General features: G+C 67.5%; 8 protein-coding genes. 5 read left to right on the plus strand and 3 right to left on the minus strand.

All coding sequences use genetic code 11. The features are described 5' to 3' along the window. Nucleotides 1–408: 408 nt before the first annotated feature. The 4 genes from HWX08_RS33070 to HWX08_RS33085 all read left to right on the plus strand — a co-directional run bounded on the left by HWX08_RS33070 (nt 409) and on the right by HWX08_RS33085 (nt 10,484). Nucleotides 409–1,248 carry a response regulator transcription factor gene (locus HWX08_RS33070; protein WP_174922134.1) on the plus strand — a complete coding sequence of 280 codons (840 nt, stop codon included), beginning with the start codon at nt 409–411 and terminating at the stop codon, nt 1,246–1,248. A gap of 102 nt (nt 1,249–1,350) precedes the next feature. Continuing rightward, nucleotides 1,351–4,359 (plus strand): hybrid sensor histidine kinase/response regulator, encoded by a 3,009-nt coding sequence (locus HWX08_RS33075; RefSeq protein WP_174922135.1) that lies wholly within the window; start codon nt 1,351–1,353, stop codon nt 4,357–4,359. 202 nt (nt 4,360–4,561) lie between these two features. Beyond that, nucleotides 4,562–9,565 (plus strand): ESPR-type extended signal peptide-containing protein, encoded by a 5,004-nt coding sequence (locus HWX08_RS33080; protein WP_174922136.1) that lies wholly within the window; start codon nt 4,562–4,564, stop codon nt 9,563–9,565. A gap of 223 nt (nt 9,566–9,788) precedes the next feature. Then, a complete protein-coding gene (locus HWX08_RS33085; protein WP_174922137.1) occupies nt 9,789–10,484 on the plus strand; it encodes a response regulator in 696 nt (231 codons plus the stop codon). Nucleotides 10,485–10,576: 92 nt separating this feature from the next. Here the strand turns inward: HWX08_RS33085 and HWX08_RS33090 are convergent, their stop codons facing one another. The 3 genes from HWX08_RS33090 to HWX08_RS33105 form a co-directional block, all read right to left on the minus strand. Next, a complete protein-coding gene (locus tag HWX08_RS33090) occupies nt 10,577–11,302 on the minus strand; it encodes a LuxR C-terminal-related transcriptional regulator (RefSeq protein ID WP_174922138.1) in 726 nt (241 codons plus the stop codon). Nucleotides 11,303–11,635: 333 nt separating this feature from the next. Next, a complete protein-coding gene (locus HWX08_RS33095) occupies nt 11,636–12,340 on the minus strand; it encodes an OmpA family protein (RefSeq protein WP_174922139.1) in 705 nt (234 codons plus the stop codon). A gap of 104 nt (nt 12,341–12,444) precedes the next feature. Then, nucleotides 12,445–23,100, minus strand: coding sequence for a YadA-like family protein (locus HWX08_RS33105; RefSeq protein ID WP_244122738.1), 10,656 nt, complete (start codon nt 23,098–23,100; stop codon nt 12,445–12,447). Between the two features lie 305 nt (nt 23,101–23,405). On the opposite strand from HWX08_RS33105, the gene HWX08_RS33110 reads away from it, so the two are divergent. Then, nucleotides 23,406–26,441, plus strand: a complete 3,036-nt coding sequence (locus HWX08_RS33110) for an ATP-binding protein (protein WP_174922140.1) — start codon at nt 23,406–23,408, stop codon at nt 26,439–26,441. Nucleotides 26,442–26,691 lie beyond the last annotated feature (250 nt).

The raw sequence follows: 26,691 nt of genomic DNA on the forward strand, positions 1-26,691 counted from the left end.
GGAAACGGACGACAGGCGAAATGCACGGAATGCACGAAATGCGCGGCCGACGCACGACATCTCGCGCACGGCACGCCCATCGGCGGCAAGGTTGCGTGCGCAACGACACGATCACGCCGCCGCGCCACGCGGGTTCCGTCACATTGTCGGCACGACGACGCTGCCCTTGGTCCGATAACACAGCCGACGACTGTCAGCCCCGTCCTAAATCGCGGCCCCGCCCGCGCTTTCCGGAAAAACATGCCGAAAAACCGCCCAATTTCGGACTGGACCGATGTTCTTGCGATATCGAAGTCGCGACAATGGCTTCACCTGCCGCTCGCTGCCAGGATGCGCGCGGTTGGGTTTCCATAGTCGATATTTGTCCCGCCCATCCCGGCGGGATCTTTTTTTCGAAGGCGTTGCATCGTGACCGACGCATCTCCGCTCGCCATCGCAATTCTGACGATCGACCATCCGAGCCGCCACGCGTTCGACGATCGCCTGCGCCGCGCCGGCTACGGCTACGACCGTCTGCGCATCGACGACATCCTCCGGAAATCCGGCTACCGTCCCACCCGCTTCGAATATCTGCCCGATCTGCTGTCCGCGTGCGACGCGCGGCCGTTCGACCTGTTCGTCGTGCAGTGCGAATCGGCGTGCTTCCGCACGCTCGAAGCGATCCGCACGCTGCGCGCACGCTTTTCCGATACCGCGCCGATTCTGTCGATCAGCCAGCGCGACGACGAAGCGGCGCGCGCCGTGTGCTTCGCGGCGGGCGCCAACGAGCACCTGCCCTACGCATCGTCACCCGAGCTGCTCGTCACGAGCGTGTCGACGTGGCTGCGGTGGGCGCACCACCGGGCCACGCATCACCGGCACTGGCGCGTCGGCCGCTTCGAGTTCGATGCGGCCGAACGCACGATCCGCGTCGCCGGCCGAGAGCACGTGCTGACCGAGAAGCACTTCCAGATCGCGACCGCGTTCTTCCTGAACATGGGCCGCGCGCTCGGCCGCGCGCACCTGAGCCAGCTCGTGTGGGGCTCGCTCGTCGCGACGGCGAGCCGCCGCGTCGACACGCACGTCGCCACGCTGCGCGACCGGCTCGAACTCGACGGCCGGCACGGCGTGCGGCTGATGACGATGTACGGCGTCGGCTACCGGCTCGTGATGTGCGAACCGGGCGACACCGGAGGGAACGACGAAGCCGACATGGCCGACGAGGCCGACGGGACCGGCACACTGCACGGCATCGACGGCCTGCGCTGAACGCCCGGCCGCGCACGCGCAGGCCCGCGCTGCCGCCGTGCAGCATGGAAACTGGTCCGACTCCATTATCATGGCGGAACCCTGGCCGACTCCCCGCTCCCGATGGACCACCGCGCCGCACCCGATCGCCCGCAGCCGGCCGCCCGCGCCGCGCCCTCTTCCCGCCCGCCGGTCGGCCGCCGGCAGCGCGCGCTGCTGTACGGCGGCGGCATCGCCGTCACGATCGCGATCCTGCTCGCCAGCGGCCTAATGCTGTATGCCGTTGCGAAGGAAACCATCCACGAACGCTACACCGCGTTCGCCGTGCGCCACTTCCTCGTCCAGTTCGAATTCAAGCTGCGCATGACCGGCATGACCGCGATCGTCACGCACGACGAGGCGTTCCGCGACACGCGCGCGACCGACCCGGCGCTCGTCGCCGAACTCGATGCCGGGCACGGCCGGCTCGAACTGAAAGGCAGCGACCGCATCCCGTCGATGCTGGTGCTCGCCGACCTGTCGCCGGCCACGCCGGCAGCGTCGTACGAGCGCGATCTCGCGATGGCGAGCGACCTCACCTATCGCGTCGGCGCGTATCTCGCGAACCACGACGCCGACCGCGCCGCCGCGGGTTACGTGTACCGCCCCGATCGCCGCTTCGCGCTGGTGATCCCGGCCCCCGCCGCGGGTTCGCCGGCGGCGGGAGTGGCCGGCGCGTCGGCGTTGCTCGCGCAGGTCGCGGCCGGCCTCGAACCGCCCGCCGCCGGCCAGTACGTGTGGCTCGCACCCGCTTACGATCCGGTGCAGCGGCGCGACGTGTTCCGGCTCGTCGGCGCCGCCTATGCGGGCGGCCAGCCGTTCGAGGTGCTCGTGTCGACGCTGCCCGTCGACGTGCTGCGCACGCGCCTGACCACCGAGTACGCGACCAACGGCGCGATCATCGCCGACGCGCAGGGCAACACGCTGCTGCGCACCGGTGCGGCCGTGAGCGACGCGGCCACGCTCGCCACGCTGAAGCGCGTCGCCGCCGGCCCCCGCGCGGCGGCCGGCAGCGGCCCGCGCTCCACCTACGCCGAGGGCCTGTTCGCGCTGAGCCAGCCGATCCCCGATACCGACTGGACGATCGTGCAGGCGTTCACGCTGCGCTCGCTCGTCGCCGCGGTCGGCCTGCAGGCCGGCTGGTACGTCGCGGTGATGGTGGCCGCGCTCGTGCTCGTGTGGGCGCTGCTGGTGCTGTTCGACCGCCGCGTGCTGATACCCGACGATGCACGCACGCGCCGCGTGGTCGAAAGCGAGAACCTGAACCGGACGATCGTCGAAGCCGCGCCGTCCGGCATCGCGCTGCTGTCGCTCGCCGACGGCGCGGTGCTGCTGCAGAACGACACGATGCGCGCGTACGACGCACGCATCGCCACCGCGCCGTCGCTCGCGGCGCGGCTGCTGGCGCGCTTCGACGCGTCGCCCGGCGCGAGCGCGTGGCAGTCCGACCTGCACGTCACGCTGCCGACCGGCGCCGACGAAACCGTCGACCTGCTCGTCAATCTCGTGCGCACCCGCTACCGCGACGCGGACGTCGTGCTGTGCAACTTCTCCGACATCACGTCGCAGAAGAACATCGAGCGCAAGCTCGACGAGGCGCTGCGCGCGGCCGACGCCGCGAACGACGCGAAATCGGCGTTCCTCGCGACGATGAGCCATGAAATCCGCACGCCGCTCAACGCGATCCTCGGCAACCTCGAGCTGATCGGCCGCGAGCCGCTCGCCGACACGCAGCGCGAGCGGCTGCAGACGGTCGAGGGTGCGTCGTCGGTGCTGCTGAACCTGATCAGCGACATTCTCGACCTGTCGAAGATCGAGGCCGGCCAGATGACGATCGAGGCGATCCCGTTCGATCTCGCGGAAGCGATCGAGCAGACCGGCGCGATGTTCGAACCGCTTGCGACGGCGAAGGGGCTGCAGTACGACGTCATCGTCGACGATGCGCTCGCGTCGCGCTACGTCGGCGATCCGGTGCGGATCCGGCAGATCGCCGCGAACCTCGTCGGCAACGCGATCAAGTTCACCGACCGTGGCGACGTGACGCTCGAAGTCTATCTGCGCGACGACGCGGACCCGGCGTCGCCCGTCGTGATCGGCGTGAGCGACACGGGCATCGGCATGACCGACGCGCAGCGCGCGGCGCTGTTCCGGCCGTTCACGCAGGCCGATACGTCGATCACGCGCCGCTACGGCGGCACGGGCCTCGGGCTCGCGCTGACCAAGCACCTCACGCAGATGATGGACGGCGCGATCGACGTGAAGAGCGCGCCCGGCGAAGGCAGCACGTTCGTCGTCACGCTGCCGCTGCGCGCGGCGACCGACGCGGAAATCGCGCGGCACCGCGCCGACACCGCCGACGCGGACGCCAGCACCGTCGCGGCGCGGCCGGCGCTGGCCGCGCGCGTGCTCGTCGTCGACGATCATCCGGTGAACCGCACGCTGCAGCAGAGCCAGCTCGTCACGCTCGGCTACGCGGCCGATGCGGCCGACGACGGCGCGTCGGCGCTGCGCCGCTGCGCCGACACGCGCTACGACCTCGTGATGACCGACCTGAACATGCCCGGCATGGACGGCTACACGCTCGCGCGCGTGCTGCGCGCGCGCTACCCCGACTTGCCGGTGATCGCGATCACCGCGCATGCGAGCGCGGCCGAGCACGCGCGCTGCGCGGAAGCCGGCATTGTCGCGGTGCTCGTGAAGCCGGTGCTGCTCGACACGATCGACCGCACCGTGCGCCGCTTCGCGAAGGTGGCGGCGGCCAGCCGGCCCGCGCGAAGCACGCTCGTCGATCTGGCCGAAGGTCCGTTGCCGCCGGACGTGCACCGGTTGTTCGGCGACACGCTCGATCGTTCGCTCGCGGCGATTCGCGATGCGCTCGCGCGTGGCGACGCGCCCGCGCTGCGGGCGGAGCTGCATTCGCTGCGCGGCGCGTTCGCGACGATCCACGAGCACGCGGTGGCCGATGCGGTGCGCGACATGCAGGACGCCGTGCAGGCCGGCGATTCGGCCGCGCTCGGGCCGATGGTCGACCGCACCGAGCGCCTCGCGCGCGACACGCTCCGGCGGCGCGCGGCGCAAGCCCCACAAGCCTGAAACAGCCGCCGTCCGGCGGCTGTCTTTACTTCCCTCCCTGCTCTCTCCATGGCCGCCCGTCGCGGCGGCCCGTTCGCGCGTGTGCGCGTGTAGGACTCGTCTTACAAACATCCCTTCCCGAATAGGTTTTGGACGACAGATTCGGACGAGACCGATCCCTACCATTGGCTTACCAACCTGACGAACTGAAAGGAGTAGGTCAATGAACAAGACATATCGCAACATCTGGAACACGGCTACCGGCACATGGACGGCCGTGGCCGAAACGGCGCGCTCGCGCTCGAAGGGGTCGGCGCGCGCGGCGCGCCAGGCCGTGGCAGTGCTCGCGCTGGGCGGCGCATCGATCGGCGGCGCATTCGCGGCTGACGCGTGCACGACCGAGGACGGCGTGAGCGGGTCGCTCGATGCGGCCGGGGTATGCAAGGTGACGGCATCGCGCACGATCGGCACGGACGCAATCGGGACGACGGCAACGCTCACCGACAACTACTTCAAGGTCAACAGCACGAGCGCCAACCTGGCGGCTGCGACGGGTGCCAACGCCGTTGCAATCGGGCAGGCCGTAACATCCAGCGGTTCCAGTTCGGTTGCGATCGGCTCGGGCACGTCAGCAGACGGGCTTCACTCGATGGCGCTCGGCGCATCTTCGAGCGTGATCGGCGACAGCAACCTGGCCGTGGGTGACGGAGCAACGGTATCGAGGATGACCTATACGCCGACGAATGCCGTTGCAATCGGCATGGGTGCCCGGGTAACCGACGGCGGCGTGAACGGCGCCACGGGGTCGATCGCGATCGGTAATGGCGCAGCGGCTGCCGGGTCGGGCTCGATCATGATCGGGACAAGCACGCGCCACTCGGGCTCCGGCGCGACGGTCGTCGGCGCGAATGCGAGCGCGATGGGTGGCGGCGCAGGCGTTGCGATGGGCGCAAGCAGTTCGGCCGCGGGTAGTGCTTCAGTCGCGATGGGCCCTAACGCCACAGCTACCGGCTTGGGCTCGATTGCAATCGGCAATCAGGCCGTGACCGCGAACAACAACGCCGTCGCACTCGGCAATGGCGCCGCCGGGAGCGTCGTCAACGCCACTGCGATCGGCAGCAATGCCCAGGCAACGGGCACCAACGCGACCGTGCTCGGCCAGAGCTCGTCCGCAAGCGGCCTGTCGGCGGTCGGCATCGGCTTCCGGGCCAATGCGCAGGCTGACAACTCGGTCGCGCTCGGCGTGGATTCCGTCGCGAACCGCAACAACACCGTGTCAGTTGGGTCGGCTACGCAGCAACGTCAGGTCGTCAACGTGGCCGCTGGTACGCAAGCGACGGACGCGGTGAACGTGAGCCAGCTCCAGCCTGCCGTAACCGCACTCGGCGGCGGCGCCGCCATCAACCCGACAACAGGTGCCGTGACCGGCCCGACGTACACGCTCACCAATGGTGGCACGCAAACGACGGTCGGTGGCGCACTCGGCGCACTCGACAGCGCGCTCGCGACCGCCAACGGCAACATCGCGCGCAACACGGGCGACATCACGACGATCAACAGCAAGCTGGCCACGGTCGTCACCGACGATTACGTGAAGGTCGACACGACATCGGGCGCCACGCCCGCACAGGTCAGCACCAGCGCACTCGCAGTCGGTGCAAACGCGCGAGGGACCGGTGACCGTGCAACTGCCGTCGGCAACAACTCGATCGCGAGCGGCGCGAATAGCTCCGTATTCGGCATGGGTGCAACGGCGTCGGGCGCTGCGAGCACCACCATCGGCGCATACGCGTCGGCTACCGGCTATCACGCGTCGGCACTTGGCGTGGGCGCGATCGCGTCGGGATCGGAATCAGTTGCCATCGGCACCAGTTCGAATGCCGATCGTGACAACAGTGTGTCGGTCGGTTCTTCGACACTGCAACGCCAGATCACCAACATGGCTGCCGGTACGCAGGGCACCGACGCCGTAAACGTGTCGCAGCTTTCGCCCGTCGTCGCTGCGCTCGGCGGCGGCGCAACGATCGATTCGAGCACGGGCACCGTCACGGGCCCGACGTACACGCTTACCAACGGCGGTGCACAAACGACGGTCGGCGGCGCACTCGGTGCGCTCGACGGCGCACTCACGACCGCCAACGGCAATATCGCGCGCAACACGGGCGACATCACGACGATCAACACCAAGCTCGACGGCCTGTCGAACGGCACGGTCGGCCTCGTCCAGCAAGCAGCTGCCGGCGATGACCTGACGGTCGGCGCGCACACCGACGGCGCAGCGGTCGACTTCACCGGCACGGCCGGCGCTCGCAAGCTGACCGGCGTCGACGCCGGCGCGGTCTCGGTGTCGAGCAAGGATGCGGTGAACGGCTCGCAACTGCACGGCGTTGCGGATAGCGTCGCATCGGCCATCGGCGGCGGCTCCGTCGTGAACACTGACGGTTCGATCTCGGCGCCGAGCTTCACTCTCGGCGACGGCACCGGCGGTTCGACCACGGTCCGCTCGGTCGGCGGCGCGGTCGCCAACCTTGACGGTCGCGTCACGACGAACGAAGGCGACATTGCGTCGCTGGCCGATCAGATCGGCAGCGGCACGGTCGGGCTCGTCCAGCAAGCCAGCGCGGGCGCAGATATCACCGTCGGCGCGAACACCGATGGCGCAGCGGTCGACTTCACCGGCACGGCCGGCGCTCGCAAGCTGACCGGCGTCGACGCCGGCGCGGTCTCGGTGTCGAGCAAGGATGCGGTGAACGGCTCGCAACTGCACGGCGTTGCGGATAGCGTCGCATCGGCCATCGGCGGCGGCTCCGTCGTGAACACTGACGGTTCGATCTCGGCGCCGAGCTTCACTCTCGGCGACGGCACCGGCGGTTCGACCACGGTCCGCTCGGTCGGCGGCGCGGTCGCCAACCTTGACGGTCGCGTCACGACGAACGAAGGCGACATCGCATCGCTGGCCGATCAGATCGGCAGCGGCACGGTCGGCCTCGTCCAGCAAGCCAGCGCAGGCGCGGACATCACCGTCGGCGCGAACACCGACGGCGCAGCCGTCGACTTCACCGGCACGGCCGGCGCACGCAAGCTGACTGGGGTCGACGCAGGCACGATCTCGGCGTCGAGCACCGACGCAGTGAACGGCTCGCAGTTGCACGGCGTGGCCGACAGCGTCGCATCGGCGATCGGTGGGGGTTCCGTCGTGAACACTGACGGTTCGATCTCGGCACCGAGCTTCACGGTCGGCGACGGTAGCGGCGGCTCGACCACGGTCCGCTCGGTCGGCGGCGCGGTCGCCAACCTCGACGGTCGCGTCACGACGAACGAAGGCGCAATCGCATCGCTGGCCGACCAGATCGGCGGCGGCACGGTCGGCCTCGTCCAGCAAGCTGGTGCGGGCGCGGACATCACCGTCGGCGCGAACACCGACGGCGCAGCGGTGAACTTCACCGGCACGGCAGGCGCTCGCAAGCTGACTGGCATCGATGCAGGCGTGGTCTCGGCATCGAGCACCGACGCAGTGAACGGCTCGCAACTGCACGGCGTCGCGGATAGCGTCGCATCGGCCATCGGCGGCGGTTCCGTCGTGAACGCCGACGGTTCGATCTCGGCGCCGAGCTTCACGGTCGGCGACGGCCACGGCGGCTCGACTACGGTCCGCTCGGTCGGCGATGCGGTCACGAACCTCGACGGTCGTGTAACGACGAACGAAGGCGACATCGCGTCGCTGGCCGACCAGATCGGCAGCGGCACGGTCGGCCTCGTCCAGCAAGCCGGTGCAGGCGCGGACATCACCGTCGGCGCGAACACCGACGGCGCAGCGGTGAACTTCGCCGGCACGGCAGGCGCACGCAAGCTGACCGGCGTCGACGCAGGCGCGGTTTCCGCATCGAGCACCGACGCGGTGAACGGTTCGCAACTGCACGGCGTCGCGGATAGCGTCGCATCGGCGATCGGTGGCGGTTCCGTCGTCAACGCCGACGGTTCGATCTCGGCGCCGAGCTTCACGGTCGGCGACGGCAGCGGCGGTTCGACCACGGTCCACTCGGTCGGCGACGTGGTGACCAACCTCGACGGTCGCGTGACGACGAACGAAGGTGCAGTTGCGTCGCTGGCAGACCAGATCGGCAGCGGCACGCTCGGCCTTGTCCAGCAAGCCGGCCCGGGCGCCAACCTGACGGTCGGCGCGAACACCGACGGCACCGCGGTGAGCTTCGTCGGTACGGCTGGCGCACGCAAGCTGTCGGGCGTCGCGAACGGCGTGAACGACGACGATGCGGTGACGATCGCGCAGTTGAAGGCAACGGGCCTCATCGACTACACGGGCAGGGAAATCGCAGCCGTGACGTATGACGACATCTCGCTTGCCAGCGTGACCTTCGGGGGGTCGGCGGGAACCAGGCTGCTCAACGTCGCACCGGGCCTGATCGCGGCGGGCAGCATGGAAGCCGTGAACGGCAGCCAGTTGTACGACCTCCAGGAGCGGTTCGCGCAGGAGTACGCACGACTCGACGGCCGCGTCGGCGACCTCGAAGCCGGCGGCGGTTCGGGTGGCGGCGGCGGTGGTGGCGGCGGCAACGTCGGCCCCGGCACGGGCGGCGAAGGCTCGCTCGTGGTCGGCGACGGCTCGGCAGCCTCGGGCGAGAACAGCTCGGCCATCGGCCAGGGTTCGGCCGCCTCGGGCAGCGGCAGCACGGCGGTCGGCCAGGGTTCGAACGCATCGGGCAGCAACAGCTCGGCGATCGGCCAGGGCGCGGTGGCCTCGGGCGACAGCAGCACGGCCATCGGCCAGGGTTCGAAAGCGACCGGTAGCGGTTCGGTGGCGATCGGCGCGGGCTCGGTGGCGACCGAGGCGAACACCGTGTCGTTCGGTGACGGCACCGCCGAAGGCAATCGCCGGCTCGTGAACATCGCGGACGGCGTCAACGCCAGCGACGCGGCGACGAAGGGCCAGCTCGATCGTGCGATCAACGGCATGCAAGGGCAGATCAACGACGTCGCGAAGAACGCATACGCCGGTGTCGCGGCAGCCATGGCAATGCCGAACCTGACGCCGTCGCAGCCGGGCAAGACCGTCGTCGCGGCCGGCGCCGCGAACTACAAGAGCGGCTCGGCGATCGCGGCCGGCGCGACCTACCGGACGCGCGACGGCAAGTGGCTGATGAACGGCGCCGTGTCCGTCACGTCGACGGGCGATGCAGGTGTGCGTGCGCAGGTCGGCTACGAGTTCTGACCGGACGGCTCCGCGTCGTGCGGAGCATCCATCGACCCGAAGCGGGGGAGCGATCCCCCGCTTTTTCGGCCGACGGCCAGTGACGGTTCCGAACGAGCCGCTACCGGCCGTCGGCGCGACGACATCGCGTCCGGCCTGCGTTGCACGCCGGACGCGCATGCATTCGTGCCGACCTCCGCCGCCCGGCCCCCGCCGCGCGGCGCAACATGAAGGTACAACCGACATGCCAGGAAACTTCCCCATCCGCATCGTGATCGCCGACGACCATCCGGCGGTGGTCATCGGCGCGCGCTACGAACTGTCCGCGACGAATACGCTCGCGGTGGTCGCGAGCGCCAACAACTCGACCGAACTGATGGAAACCCTCGCGAACCATCCGTGCGACGTGCTCGTGTCCGACTACGCGATGCCGGGCACCGAATACGGCGACGGACTCGCGATGTTCTCCGCGATCCTGAAGCGTTACCCGAATCTGCGCGTCGTCGTGATGACGATGATGGAGAACGCGGTGGCGCTGCGCGCGTTGCTCGACCTCGGCATCGCGTGCGTGGTCAGCAAGTCCGACATGACGAGCCACCTGACGATGGCGATCCACGCGGCCTACACGAACGGCCGCTACCTGTCGCCGTCGATGGACCGCATCCTGCGGGCCGCCGGCAATTCGGGCGGCAAGGCGCCGGCGCTGTCCGCGCGCGAGCTGGAAGTGATTCGTCTCTTCGCGTCGGGCCTGTCGGTCAACGACATCGCCGAGCAATTGAGCCGCAGCAAGAAGACGATCAGCACGCAGAAGAGTTCGGCGATGCAGAAACTGGGCATCGAGCGCGACGTCGATCTCGTCCGCTACGCGATCGCGTGCGGGCTGGTGTCCGACTACGGTTACGCGACGCCGCTGCCGGCGATCGACAAAAACCCGCGCTGACGGCGCGGTGACCATGCCGGCGCATGGTCGGCCGTACCCGCCTGCACGAATGACCCGGCACCCGAAACTTGCCGGCGCGCATGGCGCGCCGGTCAGGCCGGATCGGTGCGCCCTTTCTCTTCGTCTTCCTGCTCCACCGCCTTGCCCTCGCTGCCGGACGCGGCGACGATCCCGTGCTCGATCGCGTAGCGCAGCAGGTCGATATCCTTTTCCACGCCGAGCTTCTGCATCGCGCGCGCCTTCTGCGTGCTGATCGTCTTCTTGCTGCGGCTGAGCTTCTCCGCGATCTCGTTGACGGTCATCCCGGACGCATACAGCCGCACGACCTCGATCTCGCGGCTGCTCAGGCTCTGCGCCTGATCGACGATCCGTGCGCTCGAATGCGCGGAAAGCGTGCGCACGACCTTCTCGACCGACGGCGAATAGTAGGTGCCGCCCGTTGCGGCCGCATGCACGGCCGGAATCAGGTGGTCGATCGCATCCGACTTGCTGACGATGCACGCGATGCCCAGCCGCACCAGCGCGCCGACCACCGCCGCGTTGTCGAGCATGGTCAGCACGACCAGCTTCACGGCCGGGTAATTGCGTTGCAGGTAGGAAAACAGCGCGATGCCGTCGCCGTGCGCGTTGCCGGGCATCGCGTAGTCGGACACCAGGACGTCGCACGCCCCTGCATCGAGCAGTGCGATCAGCTCGGTCGAATTGCCGGCCGTGCCGGTGAGCCGGATCGTCGGCACCGACGACAGTCCATGCTGGACGCCGACGAGCGTTGCCGGATGGTCGTCGGCCAATACCACACGTATCTGATAGCTTCCCATAGTCGTCCGAGTATTCACCGCTGTCGCGGGAGGCCGAACGGCCACCCGATTGCCGGCGACGGCGCATGCGCGCCGTTCTTTCTGGATCGTAATTGGGCGCTAGTTTCGCATGAATCCGGGGCGATCAGCCAAGATCGGACGGGAGCGGCCGCCGCAACGCGCGCCGTGAACGGAAAAAGCCGCCGGCTCGGTCGGAGCGGGCGGCTTGGCATGCCTGCCGGGACAACGGGGTGCGGCGGTCGATTGCGCCCCGTTCCTTCACCGGCTCGTGACCGGAGAAGGCCCTGGCGGCGCCGGCGAACCGGCGCCGCGATGCGTCATTGCGTCAATGCCTCATTGCGTGTCCAGGCGGATCTCGACGCGGCGGTTCTGCGCGCGGCCGTCGGCCGTCGCGTTGGACGCGACGGGATCGGCCGAACCCAGGCCTTCGGCGGAGAACGACCGGGCCTGCAGCCCGTTCGAACGCAGGTAGTTCACCACGGTGCGCGCCCGCGCTTCCGACAGCGTGCGGTTATGCGCGGCGCTGCCGGTCGAATCGGTGAAGCCGGTGATCGCGACGCGCGCGAACTCCACGCCGCGATTGGTCGTGATGAAGCGATCGAGCTCGTTGCGGGCCTGCGACGTCAGCGCCGCGCTGTCGGTCGCAAAGTTCGCGTCGCCCTGCAGCAGCACCTGGCGTTGCTGAACCGGTTGCGGTTCCGGCACAGGCTGCGGTGCCGGCGCGGGCTGCGCGACCGGCTGCGGCTTGCCGCACATGAACGTGATTTCGCGCGGATCCTTCATCGGCGCACGGCTGTAGACGCGGTCGATCATCTCGAGCGGCGTGAAGCCCTTGCCCTGGCAGAACTCTTCCGCCGCGCGCGCGCACGCATTGGCGCTGCCGAGCAGCCCGTCGCAGCTCACGCGGAACACGTTGTCCGGCTTGCCCGGAATCGACACCGCGCGGATGTCATAGGTGAACCCCGAATGCGTCGTACACGCACCGAGCACCATCGCGAACGCGCCGATCGACGCGACGCGCAAAAGCTTTGAAGTCATGGTCTTGAATGAGCGTCCGCCCTCAGGCGGACGCGCTTGTATGAGAGGGTTAGAAAGATCGGAACGGCGTTGCACGGGCGGGGCGCATGGCCCCGCCCCGCGCATTACCACTGGTACGACGCGCCCATGCCCACCGTGTTGCCGCCACTCGACAGACCCACGCCGGCCTTCATCTTCAGGTTCTGCGTGATGCGGGCTTCGCCGCCGAACGCCACCGCCTGATAGCCCTTGTAGGTCGCGCCGCCGACACCGAACGACAGCGTCTTGCCCGGATCCACGCCCGGAATCATCGTCAGCGCAGTGGCTGCCGCGATACCCGAATACGCGTTCTTCGACACGTCGTTGATCTGGCTCCCCAGACCGCCGACCGCACGATCGAGCTGCCCCTTCGTCGCGGCGTCGTTCGCGCCCACGCCGTCGGCGATGTTCACGATCCGGCGGTTACCGGTGTCGGTGCCGTTGCCGAACGAGACCGTGTTCGCTTCGTTCGCCACGGAGCCCGAGCCGATCGCCACCGAACCGCTGCCGGTTGCGTTCGAGCCCTGGCCGATCGCCGTCGCGTTCTCGCCTTTCGCAGCCGAACCCGCGCCGATCGCCGTGCCGCCGCTCGACCCGACGGTCGAACCGGAGCCGATCACCGTGCCGTTGTTCACGCCGGTGCCGATCGACGCGCCGGAACCTGCCGCCACGTTGCCGGTGCCGGTGCCGGGGTTCGCCGCCGACGAGCCGCCCGCGGTCAGGTCGGTCGCGCCGAAGTACGGGTTGGTGCCCGTGCCGCCGCCGTTACCGTCACCCGGGGTGCCCGGCCGCAGTTCGAGGCCGCCGACACGGTCGTCGAGGTTGCCGATCTTGTCGTTCAGCGCGCTCAACTGCCCGTAGTTCACGGCGTCGTACTGGCTCGTACCGTCCGCGACGTTCGTCAGCCGCACCGGTGCCGCGCCCGACCCGCCGAGGGTCACCGAACCGAAGTTCGGCGTGCCGTCCCTATTCAGGTCGTAACGCACCGCGAGCGAATCGGTCGCGCCGTAGGCCGCCGCCGCTTGCACGGCTTCCGCCACGGTCGAGTACTTCTGGCCGTTCACTTCGATCGCCGTGTTCCCGAGCGTGCCGTCCGCGCCGACCGTCGTGCCGCCACCGATCGTGTCCGCCACGCTCTGCGCGGTGCCGTGCAGCTGCGAGCCGTTGATCGCGTCCGTGCTGGTCGAGTTCACCGCACCCGCCGCCACGTTCGTGATCGTCGTGCCGTTCGTGCCCTTCAGCTTCACTTCGTCGAAGTTCGCCGATTCGTCGTCGTTCGTGCTGTACGTCACCGCCAGCGACGTCAGGCCCGAACCCGGGTTCGTCGGATCGACCGGCGCGACGAGGCCAGCGCTCTTCAGCTGGGCCACGTTCACCGCGTCGGTGTCGTCCGTACCGGCCGCGACGTTCTTCACCTGCACCGGGCCGGCCGACTTGCCGCCGCCCAGCGTCACCGCGTTGTAGTTCGGCGTGCCGTCCGCGTTACGGTCATACGTCACCGCGGCGATCGATTGACCCGTCACCGGATCCACCAGCCCCGAATCGGCCAGCTGGTTGTTGATCAACGTGATGTTCTTCGTATTCGTCGCAACACGGCCATCCAGGTTGTCCAGCGCGTCGCCGACGTTGCGGTAGTCGGCCTTCGCCGTGACATCCGCCGGATCGGTCAACGAGTAGGTCGGCGCCGTCACGTTGCCGCTGGCGTCGACGGTCGAGCCGCCACCCAGCGAATCCGCGACGCTCTTCGACACGCCGTACAGCTGCGAGCCGTTCACCGCGTCCGTGCTGGCCGTGTTCACCGCGCCGGCCTTCACGTTCGTCAGCGTCGTGCCGTTCGCGCCCTTCAGCTTCACTTCGTCGAGGTTCGCCGAACCATCGTCGTTCGTGCCGTACGTCACCGCCAGCGACATCAGGCCCGCACCCGGATTGGTCGGATCGACCGGCGCAACCAGGCCCGAATCCTTCAACTGACCGACGTTCACCGCGTCATGACGATCCACGCCATCCGCCACGTTCGACAGCGTCACCGGGCCGGCCGACTTGCCACCGCCCAGCGTCACCGTGTTGTAGTTCGGCGTGCCGTCCGTATTACGGTCGTACGTCACTGCGGCGATCGACTTGCCGTCGTCGCCGATCAGGCCCGAGCCCTTCAGCTGGCTCACGTTCACTGCATCCGTGTCGGCAACACCCGCCTTCACGTTTGCGAGCGTCGTGCCGTTCGTACCCTTCAGCTTGACCTCATCGAAGTTCGCCGAGCCGTCGGCGTTCTTGCCGTACGTCACCGCCAGCGACGTCAGGCCTGCGCCCGGATTGGTCGGATCGACCGGCGCAACGAGGCCCGAGTCCTGCAACTGACCCAGGTTCACCGCGTCATGACGATCCACGCCATCCGCCACGTTCGACAGCGTCACCGGGCCGGTCGACTTGCCACCGCCCAACGTCACCGCGTTGTAGTTCGGCGTGCCGTCCGCGTTGCGGTTGTATGTGACCGCAGCGATCGCCTGGCCATCGTCGCCGATCAGGCCCGAGCCCTTCAACTGGCTCACGTTCACTGCATCCGTGTCGGCAACACCCGCCTTCACGTTTGCGAGCGTCGTGCCGTTCGTGCCGCCACCCAGCGTGACCTTGTCCTTCGTCGCGCTGTCGTACGTCACTGCCAACGACGTCAGGTTGCCGTTGCCGTCGTCGCCCACCAGGCCCGAACTCTTCAGTTGGCCGAGGTTCAGTGCGTCGCCGTCGTCGGTTGCATCCGCCACGTGCTTCAGTTGCGTCGGGTTCGTGCCGTTACCCAGCGTCACCGAACCGTAGTTCGGCGTGCCGTCCGTATTACGGTCGTACGTCACCGCGGCGATCGCCTTCCCGTCGTCGCCGATCAGGCCCGAGCCCTTCAGCTGGCTCACGTTCACCGCGTCCTTGTCCGCAACGCCGGCCTTCACGTTCGCAAGCGTCGTGCCGTCCGTGCCCTTCAGCTTCACTTCGTCGAAGTTCGCCGAATCGTCCGCGTTCTTGCTGTACGTCACCGCGAGCGATGCCAGGCCTGCACCCGGGTTCGTCGGATCGACCGGCGCAACGAGGCCCGAATCCTGCAACTGACCCAGGTTCACCGCGTCTTGACGATCCGTACCGTTCGCCACGTGCTTCAGCTGCGTCGGGTTCGCACCGTCGCCCAGCGTGACCGAACCGTAGTTCGGCGTGCCGTCCGCGTTACGGTCGTACGTGACCGCGGCAATCGACTTGCCGTCGTCGCCGATCAGGCCCGAGCCCTTCAGTTGGCTCACGTTCACCGCGTCCTTGTCCGCAACGCCTGCCTTCACATTCGACAGCGTCGTGCCGTCCGTGCCGCCACCCAGCGTGACCGTGTCCTTCGTCGCGCTGTCGTACGTCACCGCCAACGACGTCAGATTGCCGTTGCCGTCGTCACCCACCAGACCCGAGCTCTTCAGCTGGCCGAGGTTCAATGCGTCGCCGTCGTCGGTTGCGTCCGCCACGTGCTTCAGTTGCGTCGGATTCGTACCGTTACCCAGCGTCACCGAACCATAGTTCGGCGTGCCGTCCGTGTTACGGTCGTACGTCACTGCGGCGATCGACTTGCCGTCGTCACCGATCAGGCCCGAGCCCTTCAGCTGGCTCACGTTCACTGCGTCCGTATCGGCAATACCGGCCTTCACGTTGGCGAGCGTCGTGCCGTTCGTACCCTTCAGCTTCACTTCGTCGAAGTTCGCCGAACCGTCGGTGTTCGTGCCGTACGTCACCGCCAGCGACGTCAGACCCGCACCCGGATTCGTCGGATCGACCGGCGCAACGAGGCCCGAATCCTGCAGCTGACCCAGGTTCACCGCGTCTTGACGATCCGTACCGTTCGCTACGTGCTTCAGCTGCGTCGGGTTCGTACCGTCGCCCAGCGTCACCGAACCGTAGTTCGGCGTGCCGTCTGCGTTACGGTCGTACGTCACCGCAGCAATCGCCTTGCCGTCGTCGCCGATCAGGCCCGAGCCCTTCAGCTGGCTCACGTTCACCGCGTCCTTGTCGGCAACGCCGGCCTTCACGTTCGCAAGCGTCGTGCCGTCCGTGCCGCCACCCAGCGTGACCGTGTCCTTCGTCGCGCTGTCGTACGTCACCGCCAACGACGTCAGATTGCCGTTGCCGTCGTCGCCCACCAGGCCCGAGCTCTTCAGCTGGCCGAGGTTCAGCGCGTCGCCGTCGTCCGTAGCGTCAGCCACGTGCTTGATCTGCGTCGGATTCGTGCCGTCGCCCAACGTCACCGAACCGAGGTTCGGCGTACCGTCCGCGTTACGGTCGTACGTCACCGCAGCAATCGCCTTGCCGTCGTCGCCGATCAGGCCCGAGCCCTTCAGCTGGCTCACGTTCACCGCGTCCTTGTCCGCAATGCCCGCCTTCACGTTCGACAGGATCGTGCCTTCCGTGCCGCCCGCCAGCGTCACCGAACCGAGGTTCGGCGTGCCGTCTGCGTTACGGTCGTACGTCACCGCAGCGATCGCCTTGCCGTCGTCGCCGATCAGGCCCGAGCCCTTCAACTGGCTCACGTTCACCGCGTCCTTGTCGTCGACACCGGCCTTCACGTTCGACAGCGTCGTGCCGTCCGTGCCACCGCCCAGCGTGACCGAACCGAGGTTCGTCGTGCCGTCCGCGTTACGGTCGTACGTCACCGCGGCAATCGCCTTGCCGTCGTCGCCGATCAGGCCCGAGTCCTTCAGCTGGCTCACGTTCACTGCATCCGTGTCGGCAACACCCGCCTTCACGTTCGCAAGCGTCGTGCCGTCCGTGCCGCCAGCCAGCGTGATCTTGTCCTTCGAGACCGTGTCATACGACACCGCCAGCGGGTTCACGCCGATATCCAGATCCTTGATGGCTGCCGTCAGCTGGTCCACGTTCACCGCATCGGTGCCCGCGACACCTTCCGCGACGTTCGACAGCGTCACAGCACCGGTCGACTTGCCGGCGCCCAGCGTCACCGCGTTGTAATTCGGCGTGCCGTCCGTGTTGCGGTTGTACGTCACCGCGGCGATCGCGTGGCCGTCGTCGCCGATCAGACCCGAGCCCTTCAGCTGGCTCACGTTCACTGCGTCCTTGTCGGCAACACCGGCCTTCACGTTCGACAGCGTCGTGCCGTCCGTGCCGCCACCCAGCGTGACCGTGTCCTTCGTCGCGCTGTCGTACGTCACTGCCAACGACGTCAGATTGCCGTTGCCGTCGTCACCCACCAGGCCCGAGTTCTTCAGCTGGCCGAGGTTCAGTGCGTCGCCGTCGTCGGTTGCGTCCGCCACGTGCTTCAGTTGCGTCGGATTCGTGCCGTCGCCCAGCGTGACCGAACCGAGGTTCGGCGTACCGTCCGTGTTACGGTCGTACGTCACCGCGGCGATCGACTTGCCGTCGTCACCGATCAGGCCCGAGCCCTTCAGCTGGCTCACGTTCACCGCGTCCTTGTCGGCAACACCGGCCTTCACGTTCGCAAGCGTCGTACCGTCCGTGCCACCAGCCAGCGTGACCGAACCGAGATTCGGCGTGCCGTCCGTATTACGGTCGTACGTCACCGCGGCGATCGACTTGCCGTCGTCGCCGATCAGGCCCGAGCCCTTCAGCTGGCTCACGTTCACCGCGTCCTTGTCCGCAACACCGGCCTTCACGTTTGCGAGCGTCGTGCCGTCCGTGCCGCCATCCAGCGTGACCTTGTCCTTCGTCGCGCTGTCGTACGTCACCGCCAACGACGTCAGGTTGCCGTTGCCGTCGTCGCCCACCAGGCCCGAACTCTTCAGTTGGCCAAGGTTCAGTGCGTCGCCGTCGTCGGTTGCATCCGCCACGTGCTTCAGTTGCGTAGGGTTCGTGCCGTTACCCAGCGTCACCGAACCGTAGTTCGGCGTGCCGTCCGTATTACGGTCGTACGTCACTGCGGCGATCGACTTGCCGTCGTCGCCGATCAGGCCCGAGCCCTTCAGCTGGCTCACGTTCACCGCATCCTTGTCCGCAACGCCTGCCTTTACGTTCGACAACGTCGTGCCGTCCGTGCCGCCACCCAGCGTGACCGAACCGAGGTTCGGCGTGCCGTCCGCGTTACGATCGTAAGTCACCGCAGCAATCGCCTTGCCGTCATCGCCGATCAGCCCCGAGTCCTTCAGCTGGCTCACGTTCACCGCGTCCGTGTCGGCAACACCCGCCTTCACGTTCGACAGCGTCGTGCCATCCGTGCCCTTCAGCGTGACCACTTCGAAGTTCGGCGTACCGTCGCCATTCACGCCGTAGGTCACCGCCAGCGGATTCGTGCCACCGCCCAGGTTGGACAGCGCATTCAGCGCATCGCCCACATTGCGATAGGTGGTGCCGCCGATGGTGTACGTCGGATTCGTGATGGAACCGTCCGCGCCGACCGCTGCATTGCCGCCGAAGGCTGCCACGGCGTCCTTCAACTGGCTCACGTTCACCGCATCCGTATTTTCCGTACCGCGCGCGACATAAATGATCTGACGCTGCTGCCCCGTCGAGCCCACCGAGATCGAGTTCAGTCGATCCGCCACCGAGTTGGAGCCCAGCGCGACCGAGTTCAACGCCGTGCTTGTGACGTTGGCCTGACGGCCGATGGCGATCGAGTTCGTGGCGAGCGGGTCAACCTGCGCGGTCGTGCCGAATGCCAGGGAATCGGACGCATTGGCCCGCGCCGTATTACCGAGTGCAATGGCGTTGACGCCCGCGGCTCGTGCGTTGAAGCCCGCGGCGATAGCGTTGTTGCCCGTAGCGCCCGTGCCGTTGCCCAACGCGAGTGCGTTCGTACCGGACGCCGAGCCGTGTCCCAATGCGACCGCGCCCGTAGCCGCTGCCGATGCACCCGCGCCGAGCGCGACCGCACCGGAACCCGTTGCGATCGACTGTGCGCCGATTGCGATCGACGTATCGCCGGTCGCGCTGGCTTCCGCGCCAATCGCCACGCCGAACGTGCCCGGACGAACAAATGCGTTGTCGCTGCCGTCGCCAAGGCCGTCGACCTGAACATACGGATCCGTGCCCGCGAGCGTGCCGATCGCATCCAGTCGGCTGTTCACGTCCTGGATCGCTTGCTTGGTCGTCGTGTTGACGTTGTCGATGGCCGCCTGCGTGTTCGTCGACGAGACACCCAGCAAGTCGTTGACCTGTCCGAGGGTCGCCGCATCGCTGTCGGCTTCGCCGTTCTGCACGTTCGTGATTCGACGTTGCAGGCCCGTTGCGCTATTACCGACGGAAACGGTGCGGATCTCGTCCGCGACCGAGCCGAGGCCCAGTGCGATGGCGTTGAGGCCCGTCGCCTGCGCGGCGACACCCGTGCCGCGCCCGCCGATATACGGGTTACCGTTCGCCACGCTCTGCTGCAACTGCTGCACGTTGACCGCATCGGTCGCCGCGACACCCGCGGCAACGTTCGATACCTTCACCGGGCCGGTCGAATTGCCGCCGCCCAGCGTCACTGCGTTGTAGTTCGCCGTGCCGTCCGTGTTACGGTCGTACGTGACCGCGGCAATCGCCTTGCCGTCGTCGCCGATCAGGCCCGAGCCCTTCAACTGGCTCACGTTCACCGCGTCCGTGTCGGCCACACCGGCCTTCACGTTTGCAAGCGTCGTGCCGTTCGTACCCTTCAGCTTCACTTCGTCGAAGTTCGCCGAACCGTCCGCGTTCGTGCCGTACGTCACCGCGAGCGACGTCACGCCCGCACCCGGGTTCTTCGGATCGACCGGTGCGACCAGGCCCGAATCCTGCAACTGACCCAGGTTCACCGCGTCTTGACGATCCACGCCATCCGCCACGTGCTTCAGCTGCGTCGGGTTCGTGCCGTCGCCCAGCGTCACCGAACCATAGTTCGTCGTGCCGTCCGTATTACGGTCGTACGTCACCGCCGCAATCGCCTTGCCATCGTCGCCGATCAGGCCCGAGCCCTTCAGCTGGCTCACGTTCACTGCGTCCATGTCGGCAACGCCGGCCTTCACGTTCGCAAGCGTCGTGCCGTCCGTGCCGCCGCCCAGCGTCACCTTGTCCTTCGCCGTAGTGTCGTACACCACCGCCAACGATTCGCCCGTATCTGGGTCGATCACACCGCCACCCTTCAGTGAATCCTCCAGCGAACCGACGCGCGTGTTCGTCGCGAACAGTTGCGAACCGTTCACGGTGTCCGTGCTCGTGTCCGACAGCGTACCGTCCGCGACGTTGGTGATCTTGCGTTCGTTGCCGACGCTGCCAACCGATACGGTGTTGGACGCAGCGATCGATCCGTTACCCAACGCGACCGAATTGCCACCGGCCGCAGTTGCATTAACGCCCAACGCAACTGCGTCCGTAACGGCATGCGCGTTAGTGCCGAGCGATGTGCCGTTCAGGCCAGCCGCCGATTTCGTACCGATAGCCGTTGCGTTCGCATTTTGCGCACGTGCACCCTGGCCGATTGCCACGCCATCCTGCGCAGCAATCACGTCATTGCCGATTGCAACGCTGTCGGCCATGCTGGCCGTGGCGCTGCCGCCGATCGCGACGCCGCCGGCCACGAGCGTTTTCGCGTTCGAGCCGATGGCAACCGAGCCGACGCCCGTGGCGCTTGCAGCATCGCTGCCGTCGCCTGCGCCGTTCGCCTTGAAGTACGGGCTGTTGCCGTCGACATTCGCGATGGCCGCGTTCAGTTGGGCAACGTTCACCGCGTCGTAGTCTTGCGTACCGGCGGCTACGTTCGTGATCTGGCGCCGCTGGCTGGCCGAGCCGACAGAAACGGTGTTGACGCGATTCGCGACGGAATCCACGCCGAGCGCGACCGAATTGTCTGCCTGTGCATTGGCCCGAAAGCCGATGCCGACTGCCGACAGGCCGCTTGCAGACGAGCTCTGACCGAGCGCGATCGTATTTACAGCCGATGCGTTGGCACCACTGCCGACCGCAGTGGCGTTGGTCGTGCCAGCGACAGCGAGGGAACCGAGTGCCACCGTATTGTTCCCGTTGGCGCGCGAACTCACACCCGCTGCAATGGAGTTTATGCCTGTCGCTACCGCGCGCGTACCGAGGGCCACCGCATTATCCGCGGATGCCGTCGAACTGCCGCCGAGCGCAACGGCCGAAGTCCCGGTGCCGCTCGCATTCGCACCAATAGCAGTCGCGCTATTGCCTGCCTGCGCCGCTACCGCCGGGGCGTACGTACCCGATCTGACATTCACGTAGGGGTCGTCGGCAGCCGCGATCGCGGCATTCAGCTGATTCAAGTTGACCGCATCCGTACCAACCGTTCCGGCGGCAACGTTCATGATCTGGCGCTGCTGCGTCGCCGACCCGACGGAGACGGCATTGGCACGATTCGCCACACTGTTCGTGCCCAGTGCAACCGACGATGCAGCACTAGCCGTCGCGTTGGTACCCAACGAAACACCCGAGCTTCCCGAGGCCATGCTGGCATAACCCACCGCGACCCCACCTCCGCCGCCCATCGCGCTGGCTTCGCCGCCGAGGACCGTTGCGGAGGACCCCGAATGCCGCGCGTTCGTACCAATCGCGATCGAGCCGACACCGCCAGCCGTCGCGCTGGTGCCGATCGCAATCGCCCCGTTCGCACCCGTCACATCGCCATCGATTGCCCGGGCACCCGTTCCGATCGCAATCATGTTCGACGGAACAAACCGGCCGGTCTGGGCTACGGCGGCTCCGCTTCCCACCGCCAGGTTTCCGACACCGACCGCCGATGCGAATGTTCCGAGCGCCGTGGAGTTGTTGCCAGTGGCCGCCGCGCCGCGACCCAACGCCGTCGCCGCCGTCCCGGTGGCAGCAGCGCCCACACCAACGGCCGTCGCCTCTGATCCGGTCGTACGCGCGAGCGTACCGAGCGCCACTGCGTTCTGGCCGCTTGCTACCGTATTACCGCCGAGCGCGACGGACGAGATCCCCGTGGCGCTTGCATTCGGACCAATAGCCGTCGCGCTGTTACCCCCCACGGTGGCGGCCGCGTCGGCCGCATATGTCCCAGTGCTAAAGGCCACATATTTGTCATTCGTCGCCGCGATGGCAGCGTTCAGCTGATTGACGTTGACCGCATCCGTGCCCGACGTACCGGCAGCCAGGTTCTGGATGCGATTATTCGTCATGCTGACGCCATTGGCAAAATCCGTCGTGCCCGTGATGTGAACACCATTGGCACCGTAAATCATCACATGACCGTCCCGGCTGCCTGCCACCGAAGCTGTGTTGGCCGTTGCACCGGCCCCGGATGCACCATTCAGATCACCACCGTTTCCCAGCACGAAGGAAGGCGCATGCCCTTGGTAGGTGGGATTATTAGTAGCGATAGGCGCGCAGTTCGCGTTCACCGTTTGACCGGAGTAGCCGAACGTATGACCGACCGCCCCGTTCACTCCTCCGCACAGATTCAGCGCACCATTCCCGTTCGCGGTCTGCGCTTCCGCATCGATCGCAATCGCGCCGCCGCCGAAACCCGCCATGACCGCAACCGCGGCCGTTACTGACGAACGCATCGTCGAATTCGATTTCTTGCGCGCGCGCGCCGTTTCGGCCGCTGCGACCCATGTGCCCGTCGTCGGATTCCAGACGGTTCGGTATGTTTTGTTCACGTTGATTGCCTCTATACGAAAGTGTGAGACGAGATTCGAGCTACGTGAGCCAATATATTTTTTACAAGTGCGTTCGATAATCAGACAGCCAGACGCGGTAAAACTTATTTCTTCGGACTGGTCCGAATATGACGATGCCTGACACTTCTGCAAGGAAAACACCACACGGCGCTTCGCCTAAACACGGCATCGTTTGACACACGCGCCGGTCGCGCTTTATAAACGCAGCGCGCGGGCCGCGTCGCAAACTAGGACCAGTCCTACCGCTCTGGGCACATTGCTTCGGACTGCCCTACATACCGGCACCCCCGCCATCTTGATAATTGGCTCGTTCCCCGAGCCGGCAGTGCAAACGCCTGCCATCCCACACGGCTTACGGATATCGCTACGCGTCGCGTTAAGCGAACGGCTTTGCCGTCCGCGTCGCGCGCGGCCCCCGATTTGCGCATTGATTTCACGGTATTCGTCCCATGCCCATCCGAAACCTGTTCGCGTCCCCGGCTGACGCCAGCGCGCCATTCGCGTCGATCGACGACGAGGCGCGCGACCTGAGCCTGCTGCACCGCTACCAGCGCTTCACGCTGTACGGGGGAGCCGCCGTGCTGTCGCTCGTGATCCTGTTCGCGACGAGCGTGCTGCTCGACGGCTCGGTACACGACTACATCGCGAAGCGGCGCGAGCTGTTCACCACGCACAAAGCGCTCGTCGAACTCGAGATCGATGCGAAACAGGCGTCGGTGCGGCGCTCGGTGATCAACGCGGAGCTGCTGTGGAACAGCCACCCGCGCCATTCGCACAGTGCGGCCGAGGCGCTCGCGCGCGACGGCCATGTCGTGCTGTCGCCGTTGCGCAACGTGAGCGACATCTTCGTCGCCGTGACGCCCGACGCGCTGGCCGGCAACGAATCCGACGAATACGTTCAACTGATGGAGCGGCTGACGATCTCCGTGGCCGCCGCCGAGCGGCAATCGGGGATGCCGCTGTCGGGCTACGCGTACAGCCCCGACCGAAACGTGCTCGCGATCACACCGCCGCCGTCGATGCCGTATCACGACTTGCTGGAGCGCATCGGCGTGGCCGACACGCGCGCGCTGATCGATCGCCTCGCGTTCAACATCGCCGACTGGTCGGACCCGGCCGTCGCGCGCTACTGGCGCTCGACGCGGCGCATCGCATGGGAGCCGCCCGCGATCGACCCGCTCACCGGCAAGAAGGTGTTCCGCCTCGTCGAACCCGCATTCGACGGCCCGCGGCATTTCATGACGTTCGTCAGCGATCTCGACGTGAACGTGCTCGACGAAAGGCTGAAGCAGGCGCCGGAAGACGCGGTGGTGATGCTGGTCGACCAGTCCGGCCGCGTGCTGCTGGACGAGGACCGCACGCGCGCGTCGATCGACGGCGCCGCGCTGATGCGCCACGCGCTCGCCCAGAACGTGTGGCGGCGCGGCCTCGACCGCTTCGACGAAAGCTATCTGCACGGCGTGTTCACGATCAGCGACCGGATCGCCGACACGGGCTTCGCGATCGTCTACGCGTACTCATGGCGCACGATCGCGATCGCGATCTGGCCGACGATCGTGCGCGAGTTCGGCGTGGCCGCGCTGATCCTGGCCGTGCTGTGGTCGCTCGTGATCGCGTTCGACCTGAAAGTGTTCGCGCCGGTGTTCCGCCGCTCGCGCCGCGTGTTCGAAACCGACGAGATGAGCCGCGCGATCATCGCGACGTCGCCGTTCGGCATCGTGCTCGTATCGCTCGACACCGACACGGTGCTGCTGCGCAACCGGATGCACGAGCTGTACGAAAGCGAGGCCGGCGCGCCGCCGCTGCACGAGCGCATGCTCGCGCGCTACAGGCAAGGCGCGGATGGCGCGCCGGTGCAACTCGACGTGGAATTCCCGGTAACGCTCGACGACGGCCGCGCGCGCGACCTGCTCGTGAACTTCGTGCGCGTGCGCTACCGCGGCAAGGACACACTGCTGTGCGGCTTCTCCGACATCACGACGCGCGCCGACACCGAGCGCGCGCTCGACAGCGCGAACCGCGCGAAATCGACGTTCCTCGCGACGATCAGCCACGAAATCCGCACGCCGCTGAACGCGATGCTCGGCAATCTCGAACTGCTCGACAAGGCGCCCGACCGCAATCGCGAGAAGTCTCGGCTGCACGCGGTCACGTCGGCCGCGCGGATGCTGCTCGACATGCTGAACAACGTGCTCGACATGACCAAGATCGAAGCCGACCGGATGACGCTCGAAGCGACCAGCTTCCGCATCGACGAACTCGCGCGCGACATCGTCGAGCTGTTCGAGCCGATCGCGCGTGCGAAAGGCGTGGCGCTGCGCGTCGACGTCGACGTGCAGGCGGCACGGCCGTACGTGGGCGATCCGCTGCGGGTGCGGCAGATCGTCGTCAACCTGGTCAGCAACGCGATCAAGTTCACCGACCGAGGCACGGTGGCGCTGTCGGTGACGGCGCCCGCGGCCGACGGCACGCCGGTGATGATCCGCGTCAGCGATTCCGGCATCGGCATGACGGCCGCGCAGCTCGAACACGTGTTCGAGCCGTTCGCGCAGGCCGACGAATCGATCGCGCGCCGCTTCGGCGGCACGGGCATCGGCCTGCCGCTGAGCAACCGGCTCGCGGAATCGATGGGCGGGCGCATCGCGGTGGACAGCGTGCCGAACGTCGGCTCGACTTTCGTCGTGTCGCTGCCGCTGCCGCTCGACCATCAGCACGGGTTGCAGCCGGCCCCGGCCGGCGGCGATACGCCGGACCTGCGCGTGCTGTTCGTCGACGACAACCCGGTCAACCGCTCGCTCGTGCACGATCAGCTCGACGTGCTCGGCTATCGCGCCGATGTGGCGTCGAGCGTTGCGGAGGCGCTCGACCTCGTCGAGCGGCACGACTACGCGATCGTGATGACCGACCTGAACATGCCGGGCCTCGACGGCTATGCGCTCGCGCGGATGCTGCGCGAACGCGGCCGCGCGCTGCCGATCCTGGCCGTGACCGCGCATGCGGAGCCGGATGAGATGCGGCTGTCGAAGGAAGCCGGCATCGACGAGATCGTCACGAAGCCGACGTCGCTGCGCTCGCTCGAACAGGCGATCGCGAAATACACCGGCCCGTGGCGGCCGGGGCGCGCGCTGCTGCCGGCGCCGGCCACCACGCGCGGGCCGCTGCCGCGCGACCTGCTCGCGGCGCTGGCCGATGCGACGCAGCGGGCCAATGCGGCGATCGTGCGCGCGCTCGAATACGGCGACCTGAACGCCGCCCGCGCGGAGATCCACAGCATGCGAGGCGCGTTCGCGATGATCGGCGAGCGCGACGTGTCGGGGCTCTGCGCGTCGCTGGAAGCGCTGGCGCTGGCCGGCGACGCGGTGGCGTTCGCGCGGGAATTCGAACAGTACCGAAGCAGCGCCGAGAACGCGCTCGCGCGGCGCGCCGACGCGGACGCGGAACCGCGTGCCGACCCGCTCGCGATGGCGGCGGCGGCGAAGCAGTGACGATGGAGCGGGCGCGAAGCGGGCAGGCTGCTTGCTTCGGTTCGTCCGGATGACGAAGGAAGGAAGTGCACGGCGACCGTGGGCCGGTGTTCGACGCTCGCATAAGGCAGCGTGAGGAGTAGTGCTACAACCGACGTAGCGCGCATTACGGCCGGGCCCAACGACCGCCGTCGAAGATGCGTCACGGTGCCGCGCAAACCAAGCTTAACGCCGGCGGATGCCGTATCCAATAGGACTGAGCCGATTCGCG

The organism is Burkholderia metallica (assembly GCF_902832845.1).
Classification (GTDB): domain Bacteria; phylum Pseudomonadota; class Gammaproteobacteria; order Burkholderiales; family Burkholderiaceae; genus Burkholderia; species Burkholderia metallica.

Excerpts from the sequence above, each read along its gene's own strand:
- HWX08_RS33075 (WP_174922135.1), top strand. The coding sequence starts at position 1,351 with ATGGACCACCGCGCCGCACCCGATCGCCCGCAGCCGGCCGCCCGCGCC.
- HWX08_RS33110 (WP_174922140.1), top strand. The coding sequence starts at position 23,406 with ATGCCCATCCGAAACCTGTTCGCGTCCCCGGCTGACGCCAGCGCGCCA.
- HWX08_RS33090 (WP_174922138.1), bottom strand. The coding sequence starts at position 11,302 with ATGGGAAGCTATCAGATACGTGTGGTATTGGCCGACGACCATCCGGCA.
- HWX08_RS33085 (WP_174922137.1), top strand. The coding sequence starts at position 9,789 with ATGCCAGGAAACTTCCCCATCCGCATCGTGATCGCCGACGACCATCCG.
- HWX08_RS33095 (WP_174922139.1), bottom strand. The coding sequence starts at position 12,340 with ATGACTTCAAAGCTTTTGCGCGTCGCGTCGATCGGCGCGTTCGCGATG.
- HWX08_RS33080 (WP_174922136.1), top strand. The coding sequence starts at position 4,562 with ATGAACAAGACATATCGCAACATCTGGAACACGGCTACCGGCACATGG.